Source organism: Streptomyces sp. NPDC055506 (assembly GCF_053643595.1).
This window is the reverse complement of the sequence record NZ_JBSHKH010000073.1, coordinates 17,667-40,687: the sequence shown is the minus strand read 5'-3', so window position 1 is coordinate 40,687 and position 23,021 is coordinate 17,667. Positions and strand designations below refer to the sequence as shown.

The following is a 23,021-nucleotide window of genomic DNA, read 5'->3' as shown; positions in this document are numbered from 1 at the left end:
GTCCTGACCGGTGCCGCCCGGGACGCGCTCGCGCCGCGGCAGGAGGAGATGACCCGCTGGATCGGCGGCCAGGTGCTCACCGCCATGGCGCTGCTCTCCGCCTTCGTCACCGTCTTCAACGTGGCTTCGACGTTCGCGTTCGCCGTCGCCCAGCGGCGCCGCGAGTTCGGCCTGCTGCGCACGATCGGCGCCACACCGCGGCAGGTGCGGCGGCTGGTGTACGGGGAGGCCCTTGCGGTGGGCGTCGTCGGCGCCGGGGCGGGGGCGGTCGCGGGAGCGGGGCTCGCGCCCGCGATGACCGGGCTGCTGATCGACGCGGGGTTCCAGCCGGCGGGGTTCGAGGTGAGCATCCGCTGGTGGGTGCCGGCCGCCGCCTGGGCCCTGGGCGTGGCGGTGGCGGTCGCCGGGGCGGGGGCCGCCTCGCGGCGGGCGTCCCGGGTGAAGCCGCTGGAGGCGATGCGGGAGGCCGCGGTGGACAGCCGGCCCATGACCCGCCGCAGGTGGACCACGGGCCTGGCGGCGACGGGCCTGGGCGCGGTCTGCTCGGTGGGTACGGCCTTCGCGGGGGCCGATGCCATGGTGCTGCTGGTCTTGGGCGCGGCCATGGGCCTGACGGCCGGACTGACCCTGCTCCTGCCGGCGTTGGCCGGGCCCCTCACCGGGGTGCTGACCCGGCCGCTCGCCCGGCGTCCCGGTGCGACGGCCGTGCTCGTACGCGAGAACATGATCACCGCCGTGCGCCGCACGTCCGCCACGATCGCCCCGGTGCTGGCGACCGTCGCCTTCGCCGTGCTGATCACCAGCGCCGTGCAGACGACGCAGAGCGCCGACACCACGCGGCAGGCCGCGGCCGTACGGGCCGAAGCGGCGGTCGTGCCCCGGGGGACGCCGGGCCTGACGGACGCCGCGGTCGCCCGGGTCGAGGGCCCGGCGCTGCTGTCGACGACGGTCTACGGTGGCGAGGGCGGGGCGGCCCTGCCGGCGGCCGGGGTGGCGCCTGATGTCGAGCAGGCGTACGCGGTGCGGGCGCCGCGCGGGAACACCGTCGTCGTCACCGCCGCCGTGGCCGCCGCGCACGGCTGGCGGGAGGGCCGTACCGCTGTGGTCACCTTCGAGGACGGACGTGTCGGACGCCTGCGGGTGACCGCCGTGGTGGACGACTCGATGCCGTACCAGGTCCTCCTGCCGCGCGAACTGGTACGCGCCCACGATCCGTCGGCGCTGGCGGACGTCGCCTACCGCACCGGTCCCGCCCCGGCCGGGCTCCCCGCCGGACTCGGCGCCGAGGAGGTGTCGGTGGCGGCGTACGCGGCCTCGGACGACGCCGAGGAGGACCGGCTGGTGTGGCGCTTCACCCTGATCCTCGTCACCATCACGGCGGGCTACACCATGATCGCCGTCGCCTCCACCCTGCTGGCGGCCACCGCCGGCCGGACACGGGACTTCCGGGTGCTGCGCCTGTCCGGTGCGACACCGCGCCAGGTGCTGCTGACGCTCGCGGCCGAGACGTGCTGTGTCGTCGCCCTGGGCGCCGCTCTGGGACTGGTGGTGGCCGCCCCCGCCCTGTTCGGCGCGGCCCACGGCCTGCGCGAGGAACTGGGCCTGCCCGTCGAGTTGTCCGTGGCCTGGCCCTGGGTGGCGGGTGTGATCAGCGGCTGCCTGCTGCTCGCCACCGCGGCCACCGTCCTCCCGGCCCGGGCCGCGCTGCGGCGGATGCGGCGGGCGTGACGGCCGCGAGGACGGAGGTGCGGTCAGCGGCCGAGGGCCGGGCCGAAGGCCTTGCGTACGCCGGACTTGGACGTGGAGACGAACTGGTCGCCCGGCCCCAGGTCGTACGTGCCGTAGGACGTGTAGCGCAGGACGCTCGGGCAGCTTCCGCCGCCGATCTGGACCGAGTGGGGGTCGAGGCGCTTGCCGGTGCGGAGTTCGTAGATCTTCAGGGGGACCTTGACCTTGTAGAAGGTCACTTGGTGGGGGAGGTACGCGGACTTCTTGTTCTCGTACGGGCAGGTCTGGACCGCTGCCCCGTTCTTCGCCTCGTCCGCGCAGACCACGAGGGCGGCCTTGGCGGGGTCGGCGGTGCGCCAGGAGCCGGGGAGGTCGTCGGTGTACTCGGTGTCGCCGAGGAACAGCGCGCGGCCGGAGCCCTTGCGGTACGGCGGGGCTCCGCCGTATTTCGCCGGCTCGGCGCAGTAGCCGGAGGAGGCGTCGTACGCGTCCTCGACCAGGCCGCGCACATGGTTCAGCTCGATGGCGAGGGTGGCCTCGCGCACACCGTCGCGGGCCTCGCCCGTGCGGGCGTCGTCCGGGTAGGTGTCGAGGAGTTGCTGGTAGTGCGTCCGTGCCTGCGGCCAGGCGTCCTCGGTCATCAGGTGGTCGCCGCAGCCCACCAGGGCCGCCGGTTCCGTGTGTGCCGCCCGGCCGGCGGAGCGGTCCAGGACGTCGTGGCTGGGGCCCCGGTCGCGGAGCCAGGCGGTGAGGGCGGCGGTGTCGCAGGAGTCGTCGGTGGGCAGGGCGTCGAGGAAGGTGTCCAGGACCGTCCCGACCGTCTGTTCGTTGCCGGGTTCGAGCAGGACTCCGGCGAGCGTGCCGAAGCCCCGCCCCAGGTCCTCCGTGCTGCCCCGGCGTGCGGCGCGGGCCAGGGTGGCCGCCGCCCCGTCGAGCCGGCGGCACGCCTGAACGACCGCGTCGCCGGGTTCCACCACCGGCCCGCCCGCCAGACGGTGGCCCCACCCCACCTCGCCCTGCGCGGCCACGGCCGCCGCGCAGTCGCCGCCCTCGCGGGCCTCGGTCACGCGGTTCTCGATGCCGTACGCGTCGATACGCAGCAGGGCGGCGGTCAGGACGACCGCGAGCGCGAGGGCGAGTGTGCCCGCGCGCTGCCCGCGCCGTACGGCACGCTCCGGGCGGCGGCGGGCCAGGAACCAGCCGTGGGCGATGCCGGCCGTCCACCACAGGAGCAGCAGGATCTCGCACCAGGTGTCGGCGGTCTTCGCGGTGAGATCGAGGAGCACGGCCGTGCCGATCACGGCGACCGCCGTCAACCGCCGTCGGCGCAGCAGCAGATAGCCGACGCCGAGCAGTGTGGCGTTGCCGAGGGCCACCGCGAGGGGGTCGGCGGGGGACTGCGCCCGCGGAGGTTCGTACTCCGGGTGGGTCATGGTGTGGTCACCCCCGGAGCCGCGGCGCGTACGGAGAAGTACCGGCGGCCCGTCTCGCCGCTCACCGTCCACAGGGCCCACAGGTCCGCGCACGCCACCAGGAACGCCGGGTGGCTCTGCGCTCCGGCGGTCAGCGAACCGAGGAAGGCGAAGACCATCCCCAGCGCCGCGAAAGACAGGCACACGATGAGCGCGACACGCACCCAGTAGCGCCGCCCGTGCGCCAGCGCGACACAGGTGATGTGGAGCGCCGCCAGTCCGCAGCAGAACAGCGCCAGCAACCAGGCCATCGCCATCGGCATCAGGGGGTCCTGCCCGTGGTCCAGCTTGCTCTGGTTCTCGTCGATGACCGCCCAGCCGCCGAAGAAGATTCCGATCGCGTGCGCGCAGACCAGGACGAGGATCCAGATCAGGGATTTCGGCATACGTGTCGTCGTGGAGTCCCGCATCGCCCTCACCTCACGCCTTCGTCGTCGGGCAGGGCGTAGACCCGCGCCCAGTCCACCTCGTAGACGGCGCTCTGCAGGCCGTCGCCGTGGAAGTTGTCGAGCTGGATGGTCTGGTGCATCGACGGGGCGCACTGGATGCAGCCCCGGTCCTCGTTCGCGCCGCCGGAGAAGCGGAACCACTCCTCGCCGTCGAGGAAGCCGCGCAGGTGGTCCGGGGTCCACTCGACGGCGACGTTGTGCCACCGCGACAGGTCCACACCGCACTGTCGCGCGTGCTCCTGCTGGACGGGCACGTCCTCGGGGTGCGGGTAGTGCAGGAACGCCTCCGCGCAGTCCTCGCCGGGGGCGCCGTTCTCCAGGAAGTCGTACTCGCCGTCCTCGGGATGCTGGTTGGAGTCCGGCCACAGGATCAGCAGCGGGTGGTACGTCCGGCCGTTGTCGGGGGCGGTGGCCCGGGAGCGGACGCGGGCCTCCCACCGGCCGTACCGCTGCCCGTACCGCGAGGCGAGCCAGCCGGTGTCGCCGCCGGTCTCGCCGGTCATGCGCAGGATGCCGCCGACGACCCGGGTGTTGGCGTCGCAGCGGCGGCCGTTGCCGGCGTGGCCGGGCCAGCAGGCGCCGGGGCCGCCGCCCGCCAGGCGCCACTTGGCGCGGTCGGGCACGGCCGGGGTGGCCGCGGAGCCGTAGCCGAACTCGTCCGACCACGCGGGGAGCGGGTCTCCCCAGCCGTACCGCTCCGCCGCGGTTCTCGCGGGGGCGGGTGCCGTGAGTGTCAGCGCGAGGACCGCCGCCCCGAGCCCCACGGCGAGATGCCGATGTCGTCCGTACATGACTCTCCTTCTCGTGGATGCGCGGCGCGACCCGAGCCCTCCCCTCGCCGGGCTCGGACCGCGCCGTGGCCCACCAGAAGTCGACCGCCGTACGGGGTTGTTCGGCAGGCCCTCTCCTGCACCGAACAACCCGGGGGCGCACGCGGAGCCGAGTGGCCTGGAGGAAGCGTGAGGAAAGGGTGAACGCCGGTGTCGCGTCGGCCGATTCGGCCGAAGGTCGGGGGAGGGCGTACGAGGGGGCGGGCGCGTGCCGGGACAAGCGGGACCGGGCAGAGCCGAGGGCGAGCTGGATCCGGGGGCCGGGCCGGTGCCGCGGTTCGCCGCCGGGCTGCGTGCGCTGCGGGAGTCCGCGGGCAGGCCCACCTACCGGGAGATGGCCCGGCGGGCGCGGTACGGAGTGACCACCCTGTCGCAGGCGGCGGCGGGCAGGCAGCTGCCCACCCGGGCGGTGACGCTCGCCTATGTGAAGGCCTGCGGCGGCGACCTGGCCGAGTGGGAGCGGCGCTGGCGTGAGGCGTCGGAGGAACTGGCCGCCGAGGCCGCCGCCGACGAGACCGCCCGGCCGCCCTACCGGGGCCTGACCCGGTTCGAACCGGGCGACGCCGAGCTGTTCTTCGGCCGTGACCAGCTGGTGGAGCGGCTCGCCGAGCTGAACCGCAAGCACCGCTTCACCGCCGTCTTCGGCCCTTCCGGCAGCGGCAAGTCCTCCCTGCTGCGCGCCGGTCTCATCCCCCGGCTGCGGACGGCCTCGGAGGACGGCGTGCCGCCCGCTGCCGTACGGATCCTCACCCCGGGCGCGGACCCGCTGCGCACGCACGCCGACCGGCTGGAGCCCGTCCCCGGCACGGACGCCGACACCTGGCTGATCGTCGACCAGTTCGAGGAGCTGTACACCCTCGGCGCCGACCCGGCCGCCCGGGACGCCTTCATCGACCGCCTCGTCGCCGCCACCGACGCGGACAGCCGGCTGCGCGTCGTCATCGCGGTCCGGGCCGACTTCCTCGGCCGCTGCGCCGAACACCCCGGGCTCACCGCCGCGTTGCAGGACGCCACGCTGCTCGCCGGGCCGATGAGCCGGGCGGAACTGCGGGACGCCATCGTCCGCCCGGCCGCCACGGCCGGGCTGATCGTGGAACGCGCCCTGACGGACCGCCTCCTGGACGAGGTCGAGGACGCCCCGGGCGGGCTGCCGCTGATGTCGCACGCCCTGCTGGAGACCTGGCGCCACCGCAGCGGCCGTGCTCTGACCGAGACCGCTTACGAGGCGGCCGGGGGACTGCACGGCGCCGTCGTACGGACGGCCGAGGAGGTGTACGGCGAACTCACCGCGGCGCAGGCCGAGCTGGCTCGCCGTGTTCTGCTCCGGCTGGTCGCCCCCGGCGACGGGACACCCGACACGCGTCGTCCCACCGACCGCGCGGAGCTCGACTTCGGCAGCCCCGCCGACACCCGGGTCGTCCTGGAGCGTCTGGCCCGGGCTCGGCTCGTCACCTTCGACGACGGGACCGTCGACCTCGCCCACGAGGCTCTGATCACCGCCTGGCCCCGGCTGCGCGGCTGGATCGACGCCGAGCGCGACCGGCTGCGCGTCCACCGCGCGCTCTCCGAGGCCGCCCGCACCTGGCAGAGACTCGGGCAGGAGAACGCCGCGCTCTACGCCGGCTCCCGGCTGAGCGCCGCCCGCGACGCCTTCCCGGCGGACGGCGAGGCGGCCCGGGACACCGACGAACTCACGTCCCTGGAGCGGCGGTTCCTCACCACCTCGCTCGGACGGCGGCACCGTGCCGCGCTGCTGCGCCGCACCGTCGTGGCCGTACTCGCCGCGCTCGCCCTGCTCGCCACCGGCACCGCCGTCGTCGCCCTCCAGGCCCGCGTCACCGCGCAGGCCGAACGGGACGAAGCCGTCTTCGGCCGGCTCACCGCCGAGGCCGACCGGGTCCGCGAGACCGACGCCGGGCTGGCGGCCCGGCTGGATGTCGCCGCGTACCGCATGCGCTCCACCCCGGACCTCAGGACCCGGCTGGCCTCGGACGCGGGCCGGGTGCTGCCCACCCGGCTGCCCGGCGGGCACGACGGGGTCGGCAGCTCCGTGGCGTACGCGCCCGACGGCCGCACCCTCGCGAGCGGCGGCCACGACGGCACGGTCCGGCTGTGGGACGCCACCACCGGGAAGGCGCTGGGCGCACCCCTGCGCCTCGGCACGGCCCGGGTCAGCGCGGTCGCCTTCGCACCGGCCGGCGGGAACCTGCTGGCGGCCACCGGGGAAGGCGGCGCCATCCGGCTGTGGGACGTACGGGACCGGGAGCGGCCCCGGGTCCTCGGCCGCCAACTCCTGAGCCACGACGAGGAGAACGTCGTCTCCACCGCGTTCGCCCCCGACGGCCGGACCCTGGCCACCGCCGGCGACGACGGAACCGTACGGCTGTGGAACCTGACCGACCCGGCCCGCCCCGCACCGCTCGGCAAGCCCGCCGAGGCCGACGCGTCGGACGACGGCAGTGTCCGCGCGGTCGCGTTCGCGCCGGAGGGCCGCACGCTGGCCACGGCCGGCTACGACGGCACCGTACGGATGTGGCGCTACGGCGAGGACGACGGCCCCGCACCCCTGGGCAAGCCCCTGCGCGCCCACTCCGCGCCCGTCTGGACACTGGCCTTCTCCCCCGACGGCCGGACGCTGGCCACCGCCGGCTTCGACGAGACCGTACGGCTGTGGGACACCTCCCGCCCGGGCCGTCTCGAACCGCTGGGCGAACCGCTCACCGCGCACACCGCGCCCGTCATGTCGGTCGCGTTCAGCCCCGACGGCGAGACCCTGGCCAGCGCGGGCGAGGACGACGCGCCCGTGCTGTGGAACGTGGCCAACCCCGCCTATCCGCAGCAGCTCGGGGAGCCGCTGACCGGCCACACCGAGGCCGTGTGGGAGGTGGCCTTCAGCCGCGACGGCCGTACCCTCGCCAGCACCGGCGCCGACGGGAGCGTCCTGCTCTGGCACCGGCCGCCGAGCGTCCTCACCGACTTCACCAACCCGGTGACCGCCGTCGCCTTCAGCCCCGACCGCCGCCTGCTCGCCGCCGCGAGCACCGACGACGGGCTGATCCGCCTGTGGGACGTACGCCGCCCGGACCGCCCGCGCCGGCTGCCCCGGCCGCTCGCCCACGAAGACCAGGTGCTCGCCCTGGCGTTCGCCCCGGACGGCCGTACGGTGGTCAGCGGCTGCGCGGACGGCACCGTACGCCTGTGGGACGTCTCCACGCCCGACCGCCCCGCGCCCCTGGGAGCGCCCCTGCCCGCACACGACGGCGGCACCTCCGCCGTGGCCTTCGCGCCGGACGGCCGCACGGTGGCCACCGGCGGCGAGGACGACACGGTGCGGCTGTGGGACGTCCGGCGACCGGGCCGCGTCCGGCCGCTCGGCGAGCCGCTGCGCGGCCACCAGGACACCGTCACCTCCGTGGCCTTCGCACCCGGCGGCCGTCTCCTGGCCACCGCGTCCGAGGACTCGACGACCCGGCTGTGGCACGTGGGCGGCGGAACACCGGCCCGCCCCGCGGGCGCCGCCCCGCACGGACACGACGAGGCGGTCAACGCGGTGGCGTTCGCCCCGGACGGGAAGACGCTGGCGACGGGCAGCGACGACCGTACGGTGCGGCTGTGGGACGTCGGGAAGGCCGGCCGGGTACGCCCGTCGGGAGAACCGCTGACCGGACACCGCGGGGAGGTCCGGGCCCTGGCGTTCGCCCCGGACGGGAAGACCCTGGCGACCGGCGGCGGCGACCACGCGGTCCGGCTGTGGGACGTGACCGACCCGGCCCGTGCCGAGCCCGCCGGCCAGGAACTCACCGGCCATCTCGACACCGTCACCACCGTCGCCTTCAGCCCCCGGGGCGACGCCCTCGCCTCCGCGGGCTACGACCTGACGGCCCGCGTCTGGACCCTGGACCCGGCCCGCGCGGCCGACTACGCCTGTGACCACACGGCCGGGGTGCTCACCCGCGCCAACTGGGCGGAGCATCTGCCACAGCTCGGGTACCGGGAGGTCTGCCGCTGAGGCCGGGACCCCTTACGGGACGGCGAACTTCAGCACGGCGCCCTTGTCGTTCCGCGCGACCACCGTCACCTTCAGATCGCGGCCGAACTGTGCCACGCCGCCCTGACCGCCGAGGTTCATGATGGTCCCCGGCGTCCGGAAGGTGACGGAGTTCCCCACGGTGATGTGGACGTTCACCCCGTTCGCCGTGACGTCCGCCGTGGAGCTCACCAGGACCTCGCACGCTCCGTCCGAGCATGCTCCGTAGTTCCTGCCATCCTTCGCCTCGGGCAGCGGGCCGGTGGGCTCGGGCGAGGGCGAGGAGGTCTCCCCGAGGGGGGGCTTCCAGCCCGGGGCGCACTGCTCGGCCCGCTCGTACGCGGCCGCGAGCCGCGGATCCTTCTTCGTCAGCGCGGGCAGATCCGGCCGCGGGGCGAGGGACTGGACCAGCTTGTCGACGGCCTCGGCGTCGTCGACGCCCACGTCCGGGTATCTCGCCCGGAGTTCGGTCAGGACGCCCTGCACCTTTTTCCGCAGCGTCTCGCGCATTCGGTCGGCCGCGGGAACGCCCGAGGGGCCCAGGTCGTCCAGATCGCTTTCCTCGCCCTGCACCACGATCATGGTGCTGGCGAAGTAGGCGAGGGCAGGGGCTTCGGGGAACAGGTCGTTGTCCGTGTCCCGGATCTGCTTCAGATCGGCCGTACTCTCCGCCCGGAGACGCTTGAACTCGCTCGCCGTCGCGCACATCCCGCCGGTCCACTTCACGAGTTCCCGGGACGGCGGCCGGGCCGGCGTCGGCGAGGCCGAGGTCTCGCCGGTGCTGCCGTCCTTCTCGTCCGCCTCGCCCCCGCACCCCCCGACGGCCAGCACCAGCCCGGCGACCAACACCGCAACGCCCCTGCTCCTGCCCATCCGACGACCCCTCTCCGTGCCCTGTTCCGCCTGCCAGATGTCCCAGTTCAACGAGACAGAGATTGTTCGGCGACCCGATCCGCGGCCCGAACAACAGCCCGGCCGCAGTGTTCGCCCCGATCTGCATCAAATTTCACGGGACATGCACAAAGTCTCTCCGCCTCTTCGTCATTGCCCTGACGGCACCTCAAAGGGCCGGTGATACCGTCCAGTTGACCATGAGTTCAGCTCAGCGAACGGGGTGTTATGCGTAAGAAGGTATGGGGCGCACTGGGTGCTGTGGCGCTGGCGGGCGTCGCGTTCACGTCGACTCCCGCGATTGCCGTTTCCCCGGCAGCCGCTTCCTCGGGCGACGTTTCCGTGCGTGCCGCCTGCTCGGCCGGTGGCGAGAAGGTCAAGGCGCGGGAGAGCGTCAAGATCCGCAAGGCAAAGAGCTTCTCGAGCACTGCTCTGGGGCTCTTCCCGAAGGGGAAGACCGCGTGCAGCTACAAGAACGAAAAGGCGAAGTGGTACTCCCCCAAGTGCGGTCAGGGCAGCGACCAGTGGGACTACATTTCCTATAGCGGCACCAAGGGATGGGTCCCGACCACGTGCATCGAGCTCGTCGTCTGAGGAACTCCGCAGAACGGAAAGGGCCCGCTCCATGTCCGGAGCGGGCCCCTTTTCTGCCGTCCTGTCCGGCCACTGCCGGGGATCACGAGCCGGGACCCGCGCATTCCGTAAGTGAATTATCGATAGAATTTCGAGCCCTCTTCCCCTTCTGTCTCTGGAGAATCTCCCGTCCCCGAAAGGGAATTCGAGCAAGAGGGAATCCCGTCAATGAAGGCGACCGGCGCTTTCAAGACTTTATCCGCCGGTAAAGCCGCGAAATCGTTTCGCCATATCTACGATCGCTGGCTATGACCGACACTTCTCGGGACAGCTCCGCCACCCGTGCGCGCTGGCAGACCTGTCTTCGGCTCGCCCGTGAACTTCTGCTCGTCGGGCCGGACGGCAAGGACCTCAAACTCGACTATCTGCACACCCTGATAGACACGGGCCGCCTCGGCCCCACCCACCACCCGCGCAAGAAGATCCTCGTCATCGGCGCCGGAATCACCGGCCTGGTCGCCGCTCGATTACTCAAGGACGCCGGCCACGACGTCACCGTCCTGGAGGCCAACGCCAGCCGGGTCGGCGGGCGCATCAAGACGTTCCGGGCCACCAAGCACCACCAGCCCTTCGACGACCCGGCGCAATACGCCGAGGCCGGTGCCATGCGGCTGCCCGACTTCCACCCGCTCGTCCTCGCCCTGGTCGACAAACTCGGGCTCGGCCGCCGCCAGTTCTACAACGTGGACGTGGTCCCCGGCACGGGCAGCGGCCCCGACGTCCCCGTGCCCCCGGTGTCGTACTCGTCGTTCACCGGCCGCACCTGGTCCTACGGCGACGAAAGCCCCGACTTCCGCGAGCCCGACAAGCGCGGCAACTCCTGGATCCGCACCAATCGAGTCCAGGTGCGGCGCTCCGACTACGCGGCGGGCCCGGAGCGCGTCAACGAGGGTTTCCACCTCACCGGCGACGAAGTCCGTTCCCCCGTCGTGAAGATGGTCGACGACGCGCTGGAATGCGTGCGCGACTACTACTCCGACGTGGTCGACGGCCGGCGCGTCAACAAGCCGTTCGAGGAGTGGGTCGAGGGCTGGGCCCGGGTGATCCGCGACTTCGACGGCTACTCGATGGGCGGCTTCCTGCGCGACCACGCCGGGCTCAGCGACGAGGCCATCGAGGCCGTCGGAACGCTGGAGAACATGTCCTCGCGGCTGCATCTGTCCTTCTTCCACAGCTTCCTGAGCCGCAGCGACATCAACCCGGGCGTCCGCTACTGGGAGATCCCCGGCGGCAACTGGCGCCTGCCGCACGCCCTTCACCAGGGACTGCGCGAGGAGGTGCGGCTCGGTCACCGCATGATCCGCCTCGAGTACCACGACCCCAGCCGCGACACCGACCCCGAGGGCACCGGCGCCGTCGGACCCGACGGCTGGGGCGTGGCCGTGCAGACCGTCGCCGAGGGCGATCCACAGGCCCCGCCCCGGCTGTGGACGGCGGACCTGGCGATCGTCACCGTCCCGTTCTCCGCCCTGCGTTTCGTGGAGATCGTCCCCTCGATGTCGTACAAGAAGCGCCGCGCCATCATCGAGACCCACTACGACCAGGCCACCAAGGTGCTGCTGGAGTTCAGCCACCGGTGGTGGGAGTTCACCGAGGACGACTGGCGCGAGGAGCTGGACCGCATCTCGCCGGGGCTGTACGAGCACTACCGGCAGGGCGCCGACGCGGACACCGCTCTCACGGTCGTCAGCACGGACTCCGGACCCAGTCTGGCCTTCGCCGGGCTGCTCGGGGCGGCCGTCAAGGACAGCGCCGTCACCGAGGAGATGCGGCAGCTCGACAGCACCCTGCCGCTGCGCGGCCCCGCCGTCCGGCCCGCCACCCACTGCTTCGGCGGAGGCTCCGCGGCCGACAACCCCAACCGGTTCATGTACTACCCGTCGCACCGGGTCGAGGGCAGCACCGGCGGCGTCGTCCTCGCCTCGTACTGCTGGTCCGACGACGCCGCCCGCTGGGACTCCATGAGCGGCGCCGAGCGCTACGTCTACGCCCTGCGCAACCTCCAGGCCCTGCACGGCCGCCGCATCGAGGTGTTCTTCACCGGGCAGGGCGCCACCAAGAGCTGGGCCCGTGACCCGTACGCCTTCGGCGAGGCCGCCATCTACACCGCGCACCAGATGACCAGCTTCCACCTGGACGTCTCCCGGCCCGAGGGCCCGGTGCACTTCGCCGGGGAGCACACCTCCCTCAAGCACGCCTGGATCGAGGGCGCCCTGGAGAGCGCCGTACGGGCCGCGCTCGCCGTCCACCAGGCCCCGCCGGTCACCGTCCCGGGCCCGGACGGGCAGGGGGAGAGCTCGTGACCGCGGGCGACCGCGGGTGCACGGTCGCCCGCTACCTCGCCCTGCGGCTCGCCGAGTTGGGCATCACCCATCTGTTCGGCGTCCCCGGCAACCACCTCGGCCCGTTCCTGACCACCCTGCGGGAGGAGGACGACATCGAGTGGGTCGGCACCCCCACCGAGGGCGGCGCGGGCCAGGCCGCCGACGCCTACGCCCGTATCCACGGTGTGGGAGCGGTCGCCGTCACCTACAGCGTGGGCGCGTTCAACCTGCTCAACGCCTGCGGCGGCGCCTACGTCGAACAGGTCCCGCTGGTCGCCGTCAACGCCTCCCCGCCCTACGAGCAGTGGCAGAACTACCGGGCCGTCGGCCTGCTCACCTCGCACATGAGCCCCCGCGCGGAGAGCAACCTGGACGTCTACCGGCAGGTCACCGTGGACGCGCAGGTCGTCTCCAACCCGGGCCTGGCCCCCGGCCAGATCGACGCCGCGCTCACCGCCTGCCTCTCCGAGCGCCGCCCGGTCTACCTGGAGATCATGGAGGACCTCTGGGACGAGCCCTGCCCCGAGCCCGAGATGCCGCTCGTGCCCCGGGAGCGGCCGTTCAGCGAACGCAACCAGACCATGCTGGACCACGCCGTGCAGGCCGTCCTCACCCTGGTCGATGAGCACCCCGGCCCGGACGGCAGGCCCCGCCCGATCGTGTGGGCCGGCGAGGAGCTCGAGCGGTTCCGCCTCGGCGAGCAGCTCACCGGCCTGGTGGAGGCCACCGGCGTGCCGTTCTGCACCACCGTCGGCGCCAAGGCCGTCGTCGACGAGGACCTGCCGCAGTTCCACGGCGTCTACAACGGCCCGGCCAGCCACCCCGATGTGCACGCCGTCTTCAAGGACTGGGCGACCTGCCGGATCGGGCTCGGCGCCTGGTCCACGTCGAAGAACCTCGGCGGCGAGCAGTCCGTCGGCGGCGACTGGGTGATGGCCGCGCTCGGCGGCGTCAGCGTCGGCACCTCCTACTTCCCCGACGTCCAGCTCCGCCACCTGCTGCCCGCCCTCCAGGACGCCCTGGTGAAGGCCTACGGAACCGGGGGCCTGGCCGCCGACTACTACGCCGAGTCCTACGGCCACCACGGCTCGCAGGGCGACCGCCCCGCGGCCCTCGAACAGCACCGCGCCTCCCTCCGCGCCGGCGCCGCGCGATCCCGTTACCCGAACGGAAAGCACCTCACCTACGACGGCGTCTTCGACCGGATCAACCACTTCCTGAACCACGACACCGGCGAGGACTGGACGGTCGTCTCGGACGCCGCGTTCTCCCTCATCGGCTCGATGAACCTGTCACTGCCCGCGGGCGGGTTCCTGTCCCAGGTCAGCTGGCTGTCCATCGGCTGGTCGGTCGGCGCGGCCACCGGCGCCGCGCTCGCCCCCGAGCGGGAGAACGCCCGACCGATGGTCTTCGTCGGCGACGGCGCCTTCCAGGAGACCTGCCAGGAGCTCTCCACCCACACCAGGCTCGGCCTGCGCTCGGTGGTGTTCGTCATGGACAACGGCCACTTCTACGGCATCGAACAGATGCTGGTGCACCCGGAGTTCTACGCGGACCGGGACGCCGCCGAGCCGGACTTCTACAACGTCCTGCACCCCTGGCACTACGACCGCCTCCCGGCCGTCTTCGCCCACGGCGAGACCCCGGCGAACGGCGTCAGCGTCACGCACACCGCGGAGCTGGACGACCTCCTGGCCCGCCTCACCGACCCGGCCGACCCGCTCAACGCCGGCCCGCTCCTCGTCCGCGTCCGACTGCACCGGCACGACTACCCGCGGGCGATGTCCTACAAGGTTCCGCACTCGTAGAGACCCAAGAGGGAGAGAAGAAATGGCTGATCTCAACGTACTGATCGCGTTCGACGCGGCCACGATCGTCGAACGCAACCCCAACGCGTCGCGCAACCCCGACGCACCGACCCAGGTCGACGAGAGCCTGATCTACATGACGACCCGCCACGACCACATAGTCGGCACGTCGGGCGCCGAGCTGAACCTGCGGGCCGAACCCGGCGACACCGTCAAGTGGCGCGAGACGACCGTCTCCCTGGGCAGCGACTACAAGGCCCTGCTGTACCGCTACGTCAGCAGCGACAGCCAGCACCAGCTCATCCGCACACCGGAGATCGAGGTGATCGACGGCATCTACCCCCTGCCGAAGGAGGGCAGCGAGGGCCGGCCGGAGTTCGACACCCAGCGGTACCAGGACCACTACTGGCGGACGACCGTCAGGAGGGCAGGCAAGGTCACCTACCACTTCTACTTCCAGATCCTGGACCGCCACCGCCAGTTGAAGGGCTACTTCCAGTGGGACCCCTTCATCACCATCGAGGACGCCTGACGCGTCCCCGCCCGGTCAGCGGCGCCGCAGTGACGGGTCGAGCAGCGCGGGCGGGGTGTCGTGCTTCTCGTGCGGGGCCAGGTCGGTGCCGGGCGGGACGATCGCGTCGATGGCGTCGAGCACGTCGGCGGTGAGCACGGTGTCGGCGGCGGCGAGCTGCGCGGCGAGATGGTCCGGCGTGCGGGGGCCGATGAGCGCGCTGGTCACGCCGGGATGCGCGGTCACGAAGCCGAGCGCCAGCTGGATCATGGTCAGGCCGGCCTCGTCGGCGACCTCGGCGAGCCGCTCGACGGCGTCGAGCCTGGCCCGGTTGGCGGGAAGGGAGGTGTCGAAGCGCTCCGGCATGAACGCCGAGCGGTTCGTGGTGATGTCCCGGCCCTCGCGGACGGCGCCCGTCAGCCAGCCCGAGGCGAGCGGGCTCCACACCAGCACACCGAGCCCGTACTCCTGCGTGACGGGCAGGACATGGGTCTCGATCCCGCGCTGCAGGACCGAGTAGCCGGGCTGTTCGGTGACGTAGCGGCCCAGACGCTGCTCGCGGGCGGCCCACTGCGCCTGCACGATGCGGTACGCGGGGAAGGTCGAGGAACCGAAGTACCTGATCTTCCCCGCGCGTTGCAGGTCGGTCAGCGCCGACAGGGTCTCCTCGTCGCCGGTGCGCGGATCCCACCGGTGGATCTGGAACAGGTCGACGTGGTCGACCCCGAGCCGGCGCAGGCTGTCGTCCAGCGCGGTGACCAGCCAGCGGCGCGAGGCGCCCCGGTGGTTGGGCTCGTCGCTCATCGGCATGCTCGCCTTGGTGGCCAGCACGATGTCCTCGCGGCGCCCCGCGATGGCCTTGCCGACCATTTCCTCGGACTCGCCGCGGCCGTACATGTCGGCGGTGTCGATGAGGTTGATCCCCGCCTCCAGGGCGGCGTCGACGAGGGCGGTGGCCTCGTCCTGGGTGGTGCGCCCGATCCGTCCGAAGTTCATCGCGCCGAGCGCGAGGGAGCTGACCTGTACGCCGGTGCGGCCCAGGGTGCGGTACTGCATGACCGTGTCTCCTCTGGCATCATTACGTGAAGCGGAACGTCGTTCCGCTTACGACGATACGGAACGCTGTTCCGTTTTTGCAAGGGTGAGTTCCGAAGAGGAGTGACGCGGTGAACGGCATCGGCAAGGACGAAGGGCGCGCGGCCCCGTCCCGGCGGAAGGACGCCCGGCGCAACAAGGCGGCCCTGCTCGACGCGGCCGCCGCGGTCTTCGTCACGTCGGGCGTGGAAGCACCGGTGCGTGACATCGCGGCCAGGGCCGGGGTCGGGGTGGGCACGATCTACCGCCACTTCCCCAACCGGGCGGACCTCGTCATCGCCGTCTACCGGCACCAGGTCGACGCCTGCGCCGAGGCCGGCCCGGCCCTGCTGGCGAGCGGTGCGACCCCGCACGACGCGCTGCGGCAGTGGATCGACCTCTTCGTCGACTTCCTGGTGACCAAGCACGGCCTCGCCGCCGCCCTGCACTCCGACGACGCCGGATTCGAGGCGCTGCACGCCTACTTCATCGACCGGCTCGTGCCCGTCTGCGCCGGGCTGCTGGCCGCCGCGGCCGAGGCGGGCGAGATCGGCTCGGACATCGAGGCGTACGAACTCATGCGCGGCGTGGGCAACCTCTGCATCGGCGCGGACAGCGATCCCCGTTACGACGCACGCCGGTTGGTCGGCCTCCTCGTCGCGGGACTGCGCCGTCCGTACTGAACTCCCCCTGGCCGAGTGTCCGGATTCGCTGTTCCTCCGGCGCGGCGTTGATGGCACCCTGGCGAGCACTTCGGAACCGGCCGGCAGAGTGGAAGCGGCAGCATGATCAAGTGGATGCCCCTGGGCACCGGAGCCAGACCCGTCCCCCGGCCGGTGGCGACCCCGCTGGTCTGGGCCGGGGCCTTCGCGGGCGCTCCGGCGCTGGTGGTGTGTCTCAACACCGTGGTGGGGCCCGACCGTCCGGAACTGGCCCTGCCCGCGCTGTCCCTGCTGGCCGCCGTGCTGGGTCTCGGCGCACGCTTCACGGCCGCCCCCGGTACGGCCCTGCTCTGCTGGCTGTTCCTCAACGGCTTCGTCATCCCGCCCGCCGGCACCCTCACCTGGGCCGGACACCGCGACACCACATGGCTCGCCTGTCTGCTCGCGGCCGCCCTGCTGGGCACGGCCCTGGCCCGTCTGCTCCACGCCCGCGCCGCCTACCGCCGCCTCGCCCCCGGGCAAGGCCCCGGCGACGGACCGTACGACTCCTGACGACTGCCGTCCGGGTGGCGGCTATCAGCCTCGGGCCGCCGCCCGGAGGAGGTCGCGGATCCGGAGCACGTCGGGGTCGGCCTCGGCGCCGGGCCGCTGGACGAGACAGCACGCTCACGCCCGCTCCGGCGTCGACCGCGGACAGGACGGCGTACGGATTGGGCACGGTGACCGCCGCGCGGGTGGTGAGCTGTCTGCCGAAGACGGTCCGCCAGTAGCGCCGCACGATGGGCAGATCCTCGGCGTAGGTGACCATCGGGACTTCGCGCAGCGCGGCACACAGGTCGCCGTCGGCCCGCGGATCCGCGGCGATGCGCCGGGCCCAGCCGGGGGAGGCCACGAGCAGAGTGAAATCGGCCTCCTGTTGGTACTCCGATGGGCACCGGCTCTAGCGTCGTAGGTGACGACGCGGCCGGACCATGCGGACCCACCACCCCTCAGAACCGTAGGAGCACCCCATGGCGAAGATCCTTTTCCTGATGACCGGCGCCGACCACTGGACGCTGGCCGACGGCAGCAAGCACCGCACCGGCTTCTGGGCCGAAGAGGCGGTCGCCCCCTACGAGGCGTTCAAGGCTGCGGGCCACGAGATCACCGTGGCCACCCCGAACGGCGTCGTCCCGCCGGTCGACCCGGGCAGCCTGGCCCCGCAGGCGGCGGGCGGCGAGGAGAACGCCGCGAAGATCAAGGCCGTGCTGGAGGGCGCCCCGGAGTTCCGCACCCCGCTGACCTTGGCCGACGTACGTCTCGACGACTTCGACGCGGTGTACGTCCCCGGCGGCCACGGCCCGATGGAGGACCTGGCCGTCGACACCGACTCCGGCAGCCTCCTCGCCCGCGCGGTGGACTCCGGGCTGCCGGTGGGCGTGGTCTGCCACGGCCCGGCCGCGCTGCTGCCCGCGGTGCGGGAGGACGGCACCAACGCCTACGCCGGCTACCGGATCACCGCCTTCACCAACGCCGAGGAGCGGCTGGCCGGCAGCGCGGACAAGGCGAAGTGGCTGCTGGAGGACCGGCTGACCGAGGCCGGTCTGACGGTCGAGACCGGGGAGCCGTGGGCACCGCACGTTCGGGTCGACCGCAATGTCGTCACCGGCCAGAACCCGGCCTCCTCCGCCCCGCTCGCCGCCGAGCTGCTCAAGAAGCTCCCCTGACAGCGCGCTGACGCCCATGTCGTCCAGGAGCAGGTGACCGCGCGGGTCCCGAGGCCCGTCAGTCCGCCGCCGGGCGGGACAGTTCGTCCAGCTCGGCGGCGAAGAGCCGCGCGGGGTCGATCCCCATACCGGCGAAGTGGCCGGCGAGTTCCAGGGACAGCACCCCGTGCAGCCGGGTCCAGAAGGCCAGGGCCCGGCGGAGGGCCGCGGGCGGGGCGGGGTGGGCGCCCGCCCAGTCCCGGTGTTCCTCGAGATACGCGTCCAGCGGTGTCGCCGCGCTGCCCTCGCCGTCCCGGTGCGGCGCGGCACACGCGTCGAGCAGGGTCGCCATGATCTCGGACGAGATCGCGGTGACGTCGTCGGGCGCGTGGTAGCCGGGGACGGGGGTGCCGTAGATGAGGAGGTACCGCTGGGGGTCCTCCAGGGCCCAGCCGCGCAGGGCGTGCCCCAGCGCGACGACGTCGGCCCCGGCCCCGGAAGCCGCGCGGAAGGTGTCGGCGAGGCTGCGGTAGGCGTCGGTGACGAGCTCGGTGATCAGCTCGTCGCGGCCGGCGAAGTACCGGTACAGCGCGGGCCCGCTCATCCCCATCCGCTTGGCGATCGCGTTGAGGGAGAGCGCGGACGCCCCCGCCGTGGCGATCTGCTCCCACGCGTGTTCCTTGACCTCCGTACGCACCTGGGCGCGGTAGCGCTCGCGGGGGGTCTTCGTCGCGCCTGCTTCAGTCACTGTTAGAGGCTATCACTGAAGTTATTGACACTCCCTTAGTTGTAGGGTTACAACTTCTAACGAAAGAGAAGAGGCGTAACTCGAAGGCAAGTCACGGGACATCGAGAGGGACACCATGATCAGCAGCAGCAACTTACGAGGCGGCACCGTCACGGGCCTGGTCGCGTTCGCCGTGGCCGGCGTTCTCGCGAGCACCGTCCCCGCAGCCCAGGCCGCCGCCCCGCACCGCGGCACGTCCCAGTGCCGCGGGCAGGGCGTCGACGGCGACGCCCTCATCCGCTACGAGGCCGACACGGTGATCAAGGCCCCGCTGAGCACCATCTGGAAGCTGCAGACCGACGTCGAGGCCTGGCCGTCCTGGCAGCGCCCGGTCACCTCCATGGAACGCCTCGACCACGGCCCCCTGCGCCAGGGTTCGCAGTTCCGCTGGACGACTCCGGCGCCCGCCACCCCCACCACCCCCGCCACCACGCTCGAGATCACCTCCACCGTCCGGGAACTCCGCGACCGCGACTGCGTCCTGTGGAGCGGACCCGCGATCGGCGAGGGGCTGCGCATCGACGAGGGCGTCCATCTGTGGACGTACCGCAAGGTCAAGGGCGGCGTGCGCGTCCACACCGAGGAGACCTGGACGGGCGACCAGGTCGAGACGGACGTCCCCACCGCCCGGGAGGTGCTCGGCAGGGGTCTCGACCTGTGGCTCGACGACCTGAAGAAGACCGCCGAACAGCACGGCTGAGGGGCGATCAGGCGGTGAGGGCCCCTCAGGACCGCGAGCGCCGTCCCCGCCCGGCCTCCGTCTCCGGGGCCCCGGCCGGCCCGGGGGCCGTGAGGTCGAGGAGAAGCATGGCGTCGTGGTCGGGGGTGCCGGGTTCGGCGGTGTAGACGCCGAGGCGCTGGCCGGGGGTGCCCTCCAGCTGCATGCTCTGGCCGGTCAGGGTGAGGACGCCGACCTCGGGGTGGTGGAAGGTCTTCTGGAGCTTCTTGCGCCCGATGACGTCGTAGCGCTCCCACAGCCTGGCGAAGTCCGGGCTCTTGAGGACGAGTTCGCCCACCAGCCGGGTGAGGTCGGGCGCGTCCGGGGCGGTGCCGGCCAGGCCGCGGAGCCGGGCCACACAGCCGCGGACCTGCTCGTCCCAGTCGGGGAAGAGACCGCGGGCGGCGGGGTGCAGGAAGAGATAGCGGGCGAGGTTGCGCTGCCCGGCGGGCCAGTCGGCGATCCCCGCGTACAGGGCGAGGCCGCCGGGGTTCCAGGCGAGCAGGTCCATGCTCCGGCTGATGACGTATGCCGGGCTCGGGCGGAGCGTCTCCAGGATCAGCCTCAGGTGCGGGCGCACGGTCCGGCTGGGCGCCGGCGGGAGTTCGGGGGCGTACCGGGCGGCCCGGGCGGCGAGTTCGCGCAGGTGCTGGTGCTCGGCGTCGTCGAGGCGCAGGGCGCGGGCGAGGGCGTCGAGCACGGCGGGGCTGGGGCGGGTCTCCTTGCCGCGTTCCATCCGGACGTAGTAGTCGATGCTCATCCCGGCGAGCGTCGCCAGCTCCTCCCGGCGCAGGCCGGGGGTACGGCGCAGACCGGGCCCCACGGTGAGGCCGACCTGATCGGGGAGGGTCTGGGTGCGGCGGGCACGCAGGAACTGCCCCAGCTCCGTCCCGCCACCGCTCTGCTCGGTTGCCATACGGCCAGTGTCACACCGCCCCGACCGGCCCAGCGGAGAAGTGGGGGGCCCTGTCACTCCCCCCGAACGCCCCGGCCTGCCACCGCGACCGGAATCACGCGAGGCTCGATCCCGCAGCCAACCGGAAGCGCCGGGCGTGCGCTTGCCCGTCCGGTGCGGGTGCGTACCCGCCCCCGCGCGGGGTGGAGGTGTGCGCCTGGCCCGTCCGGTGCGGGTGCGTACCCGCCCCCCCCCGCAGGGTGAAGGTGTGCGCCCGGCCCGTCCTGTGCGGGTGTGGGTGTGGGCCTTGCCCGTCCGGTGAGGGTGCGGGTGTGTACCCGCCCCCCCGCGGGGTGTGGGTGTGCGCCCGGCCCGTCCTGTGCGGGTGTGGGTGTGGGCCTTGCCCGTTCGGTGGGGGTGCGGGTGTGTACCCCCCGGCGCGGGGTGTGGGTGTGGGCCTGGCCCGTCCGGTGCGGGTGCGTACCCGCCCCCCGCCCGCGCGGGGTGGAGGTGCGCGCCCGGCCCGTCCTGTGCCGTGGGCGGGTGGCTACCCGCCCAGCGGAGGTACGGGCGTGTGCCCGCCCCGCCCGGTGCCGCAGCGGTGTCGGGCCCGCACCCCGCCCCGCCCAGCGCGCCAGCCGGCACGCCCCCCGCCCACCCAGTGCAGGAGATTCCCCCGTGACCACGTCCGCCCGCCCACCCCTCGTCCCCCACAACGGGCACGCCCAGCAGGCCGACCCCGTCGGGCCGCCCCGGCGGCGGACCGATGGGCGGGCGGCGATGGCCGCCGTGCTGCTCGGGTTCTTCACGATCATGGTCGACGCGATGATCGTGAACGTCGCCCTGCCCTCGATCGGGCAGGACTTCGGCAGCGGCATGACCGGCCTGCAGTGGGTGGTCGACGGCTACACCCTCACGTTCGCCGCGTTCCTGCTCTCCGCCGGTGCGATCAGCGACCGCGTCGGCGCACGTCAGGCCTTCGCCGGCGGACTCGCGCTGTTCGTCGCGGCGTCCCTGGTGTGCGGGCCGGCGCCGAACCTGGGCGTGCTCGTGGCGGCGCGGCTGGTGCAGGGCGTAGGGGCCGCGATGGTCCTGCCGTCCTCGCTCGCCCTGCTGCGGGAGACCTTCCCCGACCCGGCGGAGCGCGCGCGGGCCATCGCCCTGTGGGGCGCGGCAGGCGCGGTCGGCGCGGCCGCCGGGCCCGTGGCGGGCGGCCTGCTCACGGTGGTCGACTGGCGGATGGTCTTCTTCGTCAACCTGCCCGTCGGCGCGGGGGCCTTGCTGCTCCTCAAGTACGCCCAGCCGTCCCCGCGCAGGGCGGTGCCCTTCGACGGGGTCGGCCAGGTGGCCGCCGTGGCGGCGCTCGGCGGCCTGACGTACGCGGCCATCGAAGCCGGAGCGGTCGGCTTCGGTGCCGTACGGGTGCCGGCCGCGCTCGCCGTGGCGGTCCTGGCCGCCGCCGTCTACGTCGTCGCGCAGGCCCGCGGCCAGTACCCGATGACGCCGCTGCCGCTGCTGCGCTCCCGCACGATGTCCCTCACGGCCGCCATCGGCTTCGCCCTGAACGTCGGCTTCTACGGGATGGTCTTCCTGCTCGGTCTGTACCTCCAGCAGGTGCACGGCCTGAGCGCGCTCGCCACCGGTGTGGCGTTCCTGCCGATGAGCGTGATCACCGCGTTCATGGGGCCCGTCGCCGCCCGGCTCGCGACACGGTTCGGCGCCCGGATGCCGATGATCACCGGCCAGGCCCTGATGTCCGGGGGCCTGCTGGCGATGGCGGCCCTGCCCGTCTCTGCGCCGGTGTGGCTGACGGTGGTGCCGATGGTGCCCGTCGGCGCCGGTGGCGCGCTGGCCGTGACGTCGATGACGGCCCTGCTGCTGGAGCGGGTACCCGCCGAACGGGCCGGAGTCGCGAGCGGCGTGCTGAACGCCTCCCGCCAACTGGGCGGCGCCCTGGCCGTCGCCGCCTTCGGCGCCCTGGTCGCGGACCGGGCCCGGTTCGTCTCCGGGCTGCACACCAGCCTCGTGATCGCCGCGACCGTCGTGGCCCTGAGCACGGTGGCCACCTGGCTGCTGGAACCTGTCCGGCGGGCCCGCTGACCCGCACAGAGGAACGAAAGGAACCCCATGCACCACGTCACCCTCAACAACGGCATCGAGATGCCGATCCTCGGATTCGGCGTGTACCAGATCCCGCCGGAGCAGACCGAACAGGCCGTCACCGACGCCCTGGCCGCCGGCTACCGCTCCCTCGACACCGCCGCCGCCTACCGCAACGAGGAGGCCGTCGGCCGGCCATCAAGGCCAGTGGCGTCCCGCGCGAGGAACTCTTCGTCACCACCAAGCTGTGGGTCCAGGACCCGGGCGAGGACAACACCAAGCGCGCGTTCGACGCCTCGCTGCGCAGGCTCGGTCTGGACCACCTCGACCTCTATCTGATCCACCAGCCCTACGGCGACGTCTACAGCGAGTGGCGCGCCATGCAGGACCTCCTGCTGACCACCGCGACCCCGCGATGGTCAGCAGG

18 protein-coding genes and 2 pseudogenes are annotated in these 23,021 nt (G+C 73.0%); 12 read left to right on the top strand and 8 right to left on the bottom strand.

The features are described from left to right. Nucleotides 1-1,728 (top strand): FtsX-like permease family protein (locus ACWIF2_RS25495; protein ID WP_454362957.1); only part of this gene is annotated, 1,728 nt, incomplete at its 5' end. 23 nt (nucleotides 1,729-1,751) lie between these two features. Here the strand turns inward: ACWIF2_RS25495 and ACWIF2_RS25490 are convergent. From ACWIF2_RS25490 to ACWIF2_RS25480, 3 genes are read right to left on the bottom strand one after another with little or no spacing between them, the layout of a single operon-like run. Continuing rightward, nucleotides 1,752-3,161, bottom strand: coding sequence for a hypothetical protein (locus tag ACWIF2_RS25490; protein WP_454362956.1), 1,410 nt, complete (start codon nucleotides 3,159-3,161; stop codon nucleotides 1,752-1,754). Beyond that, the gene (locus tag ACWIF2_RS25485; protein WP_454362955.1) at nucleotides 3,158-3,586 is read right to left on the bottom strand and encodes a hypothetical protein; all 429 of its coding nucleotides are present in this window, start codon (nucleotides 3,584-3,586) and stop codon (nucleotides 3,158-3,160) included. The genes ACWIF2_RS25490 and ACWIF2_RS25485 overlap by 4 nt, the downstream gene beginning before the upstream one ends. 29 nt (nucleotides 3,587-3,615) lie before the next feature. Continuing rightward, nucleotides 3,616-4,440 (bottom strand): glycoside hydrolase family 16 protein, encoded by an 825-nt coding sequence (locus ACWIF2_RS25480; protein ID WP_454362954.1) that lies wholly within the window; start codon nucleotides 4,438-4,440, stop codon nucleotides 3,616-3,618. Nucleotides 4,441-4,687: 247 nt separating this feature from the next. Here ACWIF2_RS25480 and ACWIF2_RS25475 point away from each other — a divergent pair, with 247 nt between their 5' ends. After that, the gene (locus ACWIF2_RS25475; protein ID WP_454362953.1) at nucleotides 4,688-8,488 is read left to right on the top strand and encodes an nSTAND1 domain-containing NTPase; all 3,801 of its coding nucleotides are present in this window, start codon (nucleotides 4,688-4,690) and stop codon (nucleotides 8,486-8,488) included. 12 nt (nucleotides 8,489-8,500) lie between these two features. Here ACWIF2_RS25475 and ACWIF2_RS25470 read toward each other — a convergent pair whose 3' ends face one another. Then, on the bottom strand, nucleotides 8,501-9,379 hold the full coding sequence (locus ACWIF2_RS25470; protein WP_454362952.1) for a hypothetical protein: 879 nt from the start codon (nucleotides 9,377-9,379) through the stop codon (nucleotides 8,501-8,503). 246 nt (nucleotides 9,380-9,625) lie between these two features. On the opposite strand from ACWIF2_RS25470, the gene ACWIF2_RS25465 reads away from it, so the two are divergent. The 4 genes from ACWIF2_RS25465 (at nucleotide 9,626) to ACWIF2_RS25450 (ending at nucleotide 14,694) form a co-directional block, all read left to right on the top strand. Further along, on the top strand, nucleotides 9,626-9,991 hold the full coding sequence (locus tag ACWIF2_RS25465; RefSeq protein WP_454362951.1) for a hypothetical protein: 366 nt from the start codon (nucleotides 9,626-9,628) through the stop codon (nucleotides 9,989-9,991). A 287-nt stretch (nucleotides 9,992-10,278) separates the two neighbouring features. Beyond that, nucleotides 10,279-12,333: a flavin monoamine oxidase family protein gene (locus tag ACWIF2_RS25460; protein WP_454362950.1), complete on the top strand. Its 2,055-nt coding sequence runs from the start codon at nucleotides 10,279-10,281 to the stop codon at nucleotides 12,331-12,333. Then, the gene (locus ACWIF2_RS25455; RefSeq protein ID WP_454362949.1) at nucleotides 12,330-14,162 is read left to right on the top strand and encodes an alpha-keto acid decarboxylase family protein; all 1,833 of its coding nucleotides are present in this window, start codon (nucleotides 12,330-12,332) and stop codon (nucleotides 14,160-14,162) included. The genes ACWIF2_RS25460 and ACWIF2_RS25455 overlap by 4 nt, the downstream gene beginning before the upstream one ends. Nucleotides 14,163-14,184: 22 nt before the next feature. After that, on the top strand, nucleotides 14,185-14,694 hold the full coding sequence (locus tag ACWIF2_RS25450) for an inclusion body family protein (RefSeq protein ID WP_382491643.1): 510 nt from the start codon (nucleotides 14,185-14,187) through the stop codon (nucleotides 14,692-14,694). A gap of 15 nt (nucleotides 14,695-14,709) precedes the next feature. Here ACWIF2_RS25450 and ACWIF2_RS25445 read toward each other — a convergent pair whose 3' ends face one another. After that, on the bottom strand, nucleotides 14,710-15,729 hold the full coding sequence (locus ACWIF2_RS25445) for an aldo/keto reductase (RefSeq protein ID WP_454362948.1): 1,020 nt from the start codon (nucleotides 15,727-15,729) through the stop codon (nucleotides 14,710-14,712). Between the two features lie 110 nt (nucleotides 15,730-15,839). Here ACWIF2_RS25445 and ACWIF2_RS25440 point away from each other — a divergent pair, with 110 nt between their 5' ends. Both ACWIF2_RS25440 and ACWIF2_RS25435 read left to right on the top strand, forming a co-directional pair. Next, nucleotides 15,840-16,430, top strand: coding sequence for a TetR/AcrR family transcriptional regulator (locus tag ACWIF2_RS25440; RefSeq protein WP_454362947.1), 591 nt, complete (start codon nucleotides 15,840-15,842; stop codon nucleotides 16,428-16,430). Between the two features lie 102 nt (nucleotides 16,431-16,532). Beyond that, the gene (locus ACWIF2_RS25435) at nucleotides 16,533-16,961 is read left to right on the top strand and encodes a hypothetical protein (RefSeq protein ID WP_454362946.1); all 429 of its coding nucleotides are present in this window, start codon (nucleotides 16,533-16,535) and stop codon (nucleotides 16,959-16,961) included. Between the two features lie 49 nt (nucleotides 16,962-17,010). Here ACWIF2_RS25435 and ACWIF2_RS25430 read toward each other — a convergent pair. Then, nucleotides 17,011-17,217: pseudogene (locus tag ACWIF2_RS25430) on the bottom strand (hypothetical protein); the annotation flags it as partial. A 202-nt stretch (nucleotides 17,218-17,419) separates the two neighbouring features. Here ACWIF2_RS25430 and ACWIF2_RS25425 point away from each other — a divergent pair. Continuing rightward, nucleotides 17,420-18,115: a type 1 glutamine amidotransferase domain-containing protein gene (locus tag ACWIF2_RS25425; protein WP_454362945.1), complete on the top strand. Its 696-nt coding sequence runs from the start codon at nucleotides 17,420-17,422 to the stop codon at nucleotides 18,113-18,115. 58 nt (nucleotides 18,116-18,173) lie between these two features. On the opposite strand, the gene ACWIF2_RS25420 is transcribed toward ACWIF2_RS25425, so the two are convergent. Continuing rightward, complete coding sequence (locus ACWIF2_RS25420) at nucleotides 18,174-18,842, bottom strand: TetR/AcrR family transcriptional regulator (protein ID WP_454362944.1); 669 nt, start codon at nucleotides 18,840-18,842, stop codon at nucleotides 18,174-18,176. Nucleotides 18,843-18,957: 115 nt separating this feature from the next. On the opposite strand from ACWIF2_RS25420, the gene ACWIF2_RS25415 reads away from it, so the two are divergent. Next, the gene (locus ACWIF2_RS25415) at nucleotides 18,958-19,581 is read left to right on the top strand and encodes an SRPBCC family protein (protein ID WP_454362943.1); all 624 of its coding nucleotides are present in this window, start codon (nucleotides 18,958-18,960) and stop codon (nucleotides 19,579-19,581) included. Between the two features lie 25 nt (nucleotides 19,582-19,606). Here ACWIF2_RS25415 and ACWIF2_RS25410 read toward each other — a convergent pair whose 3' ends face one another. Continuing rightward, nucleotides 19,607-20,515 carry a helix-turn-helix transcriptional regulator gene (locus ACWIF2_RS25410; protein WP_454362942.1) on the bottom strand — a complete coding sequence of 303 codons (909 nt, stop codon included), beginning with the start codon at nucleotides 20,513-20,515 and terminating at the stop codon, nucleotides 19,607-19,609. Between the two features lie 657 nt (nucleotides 20,516-21,172). On the opposite strand from ACWIF2_RS25410, the gene ACWIF2_RS25405 reads away from it, so the two are divergent. Together ACWIF2_RS25405 and ACWIF2_RS25400 are read left to right on the top strand one after the other, a co-directional pair. Further along, complete coding sequence (locus ACWIF2_RS25405) at nucleotides 21,173-22,594, top strand: MFS transporter (protein ID WP_454362941.1); 1,422 nt, start codon at nucleotides 21,173-21,175, stop codon at nucleotides 22,592-22,594. 27 nt (nucleotides 22,595-22,621) lie between these two features. Continuing rightward, nucleotides 22,622-22,986 (top strand): annotated as a pseudogene (locus ACWIF2_RS25400) (aldo/keto reductase); the annotation flags it as partial. Nucleotides 22,987-23,021: the final 35 nt, after the last annotated feature.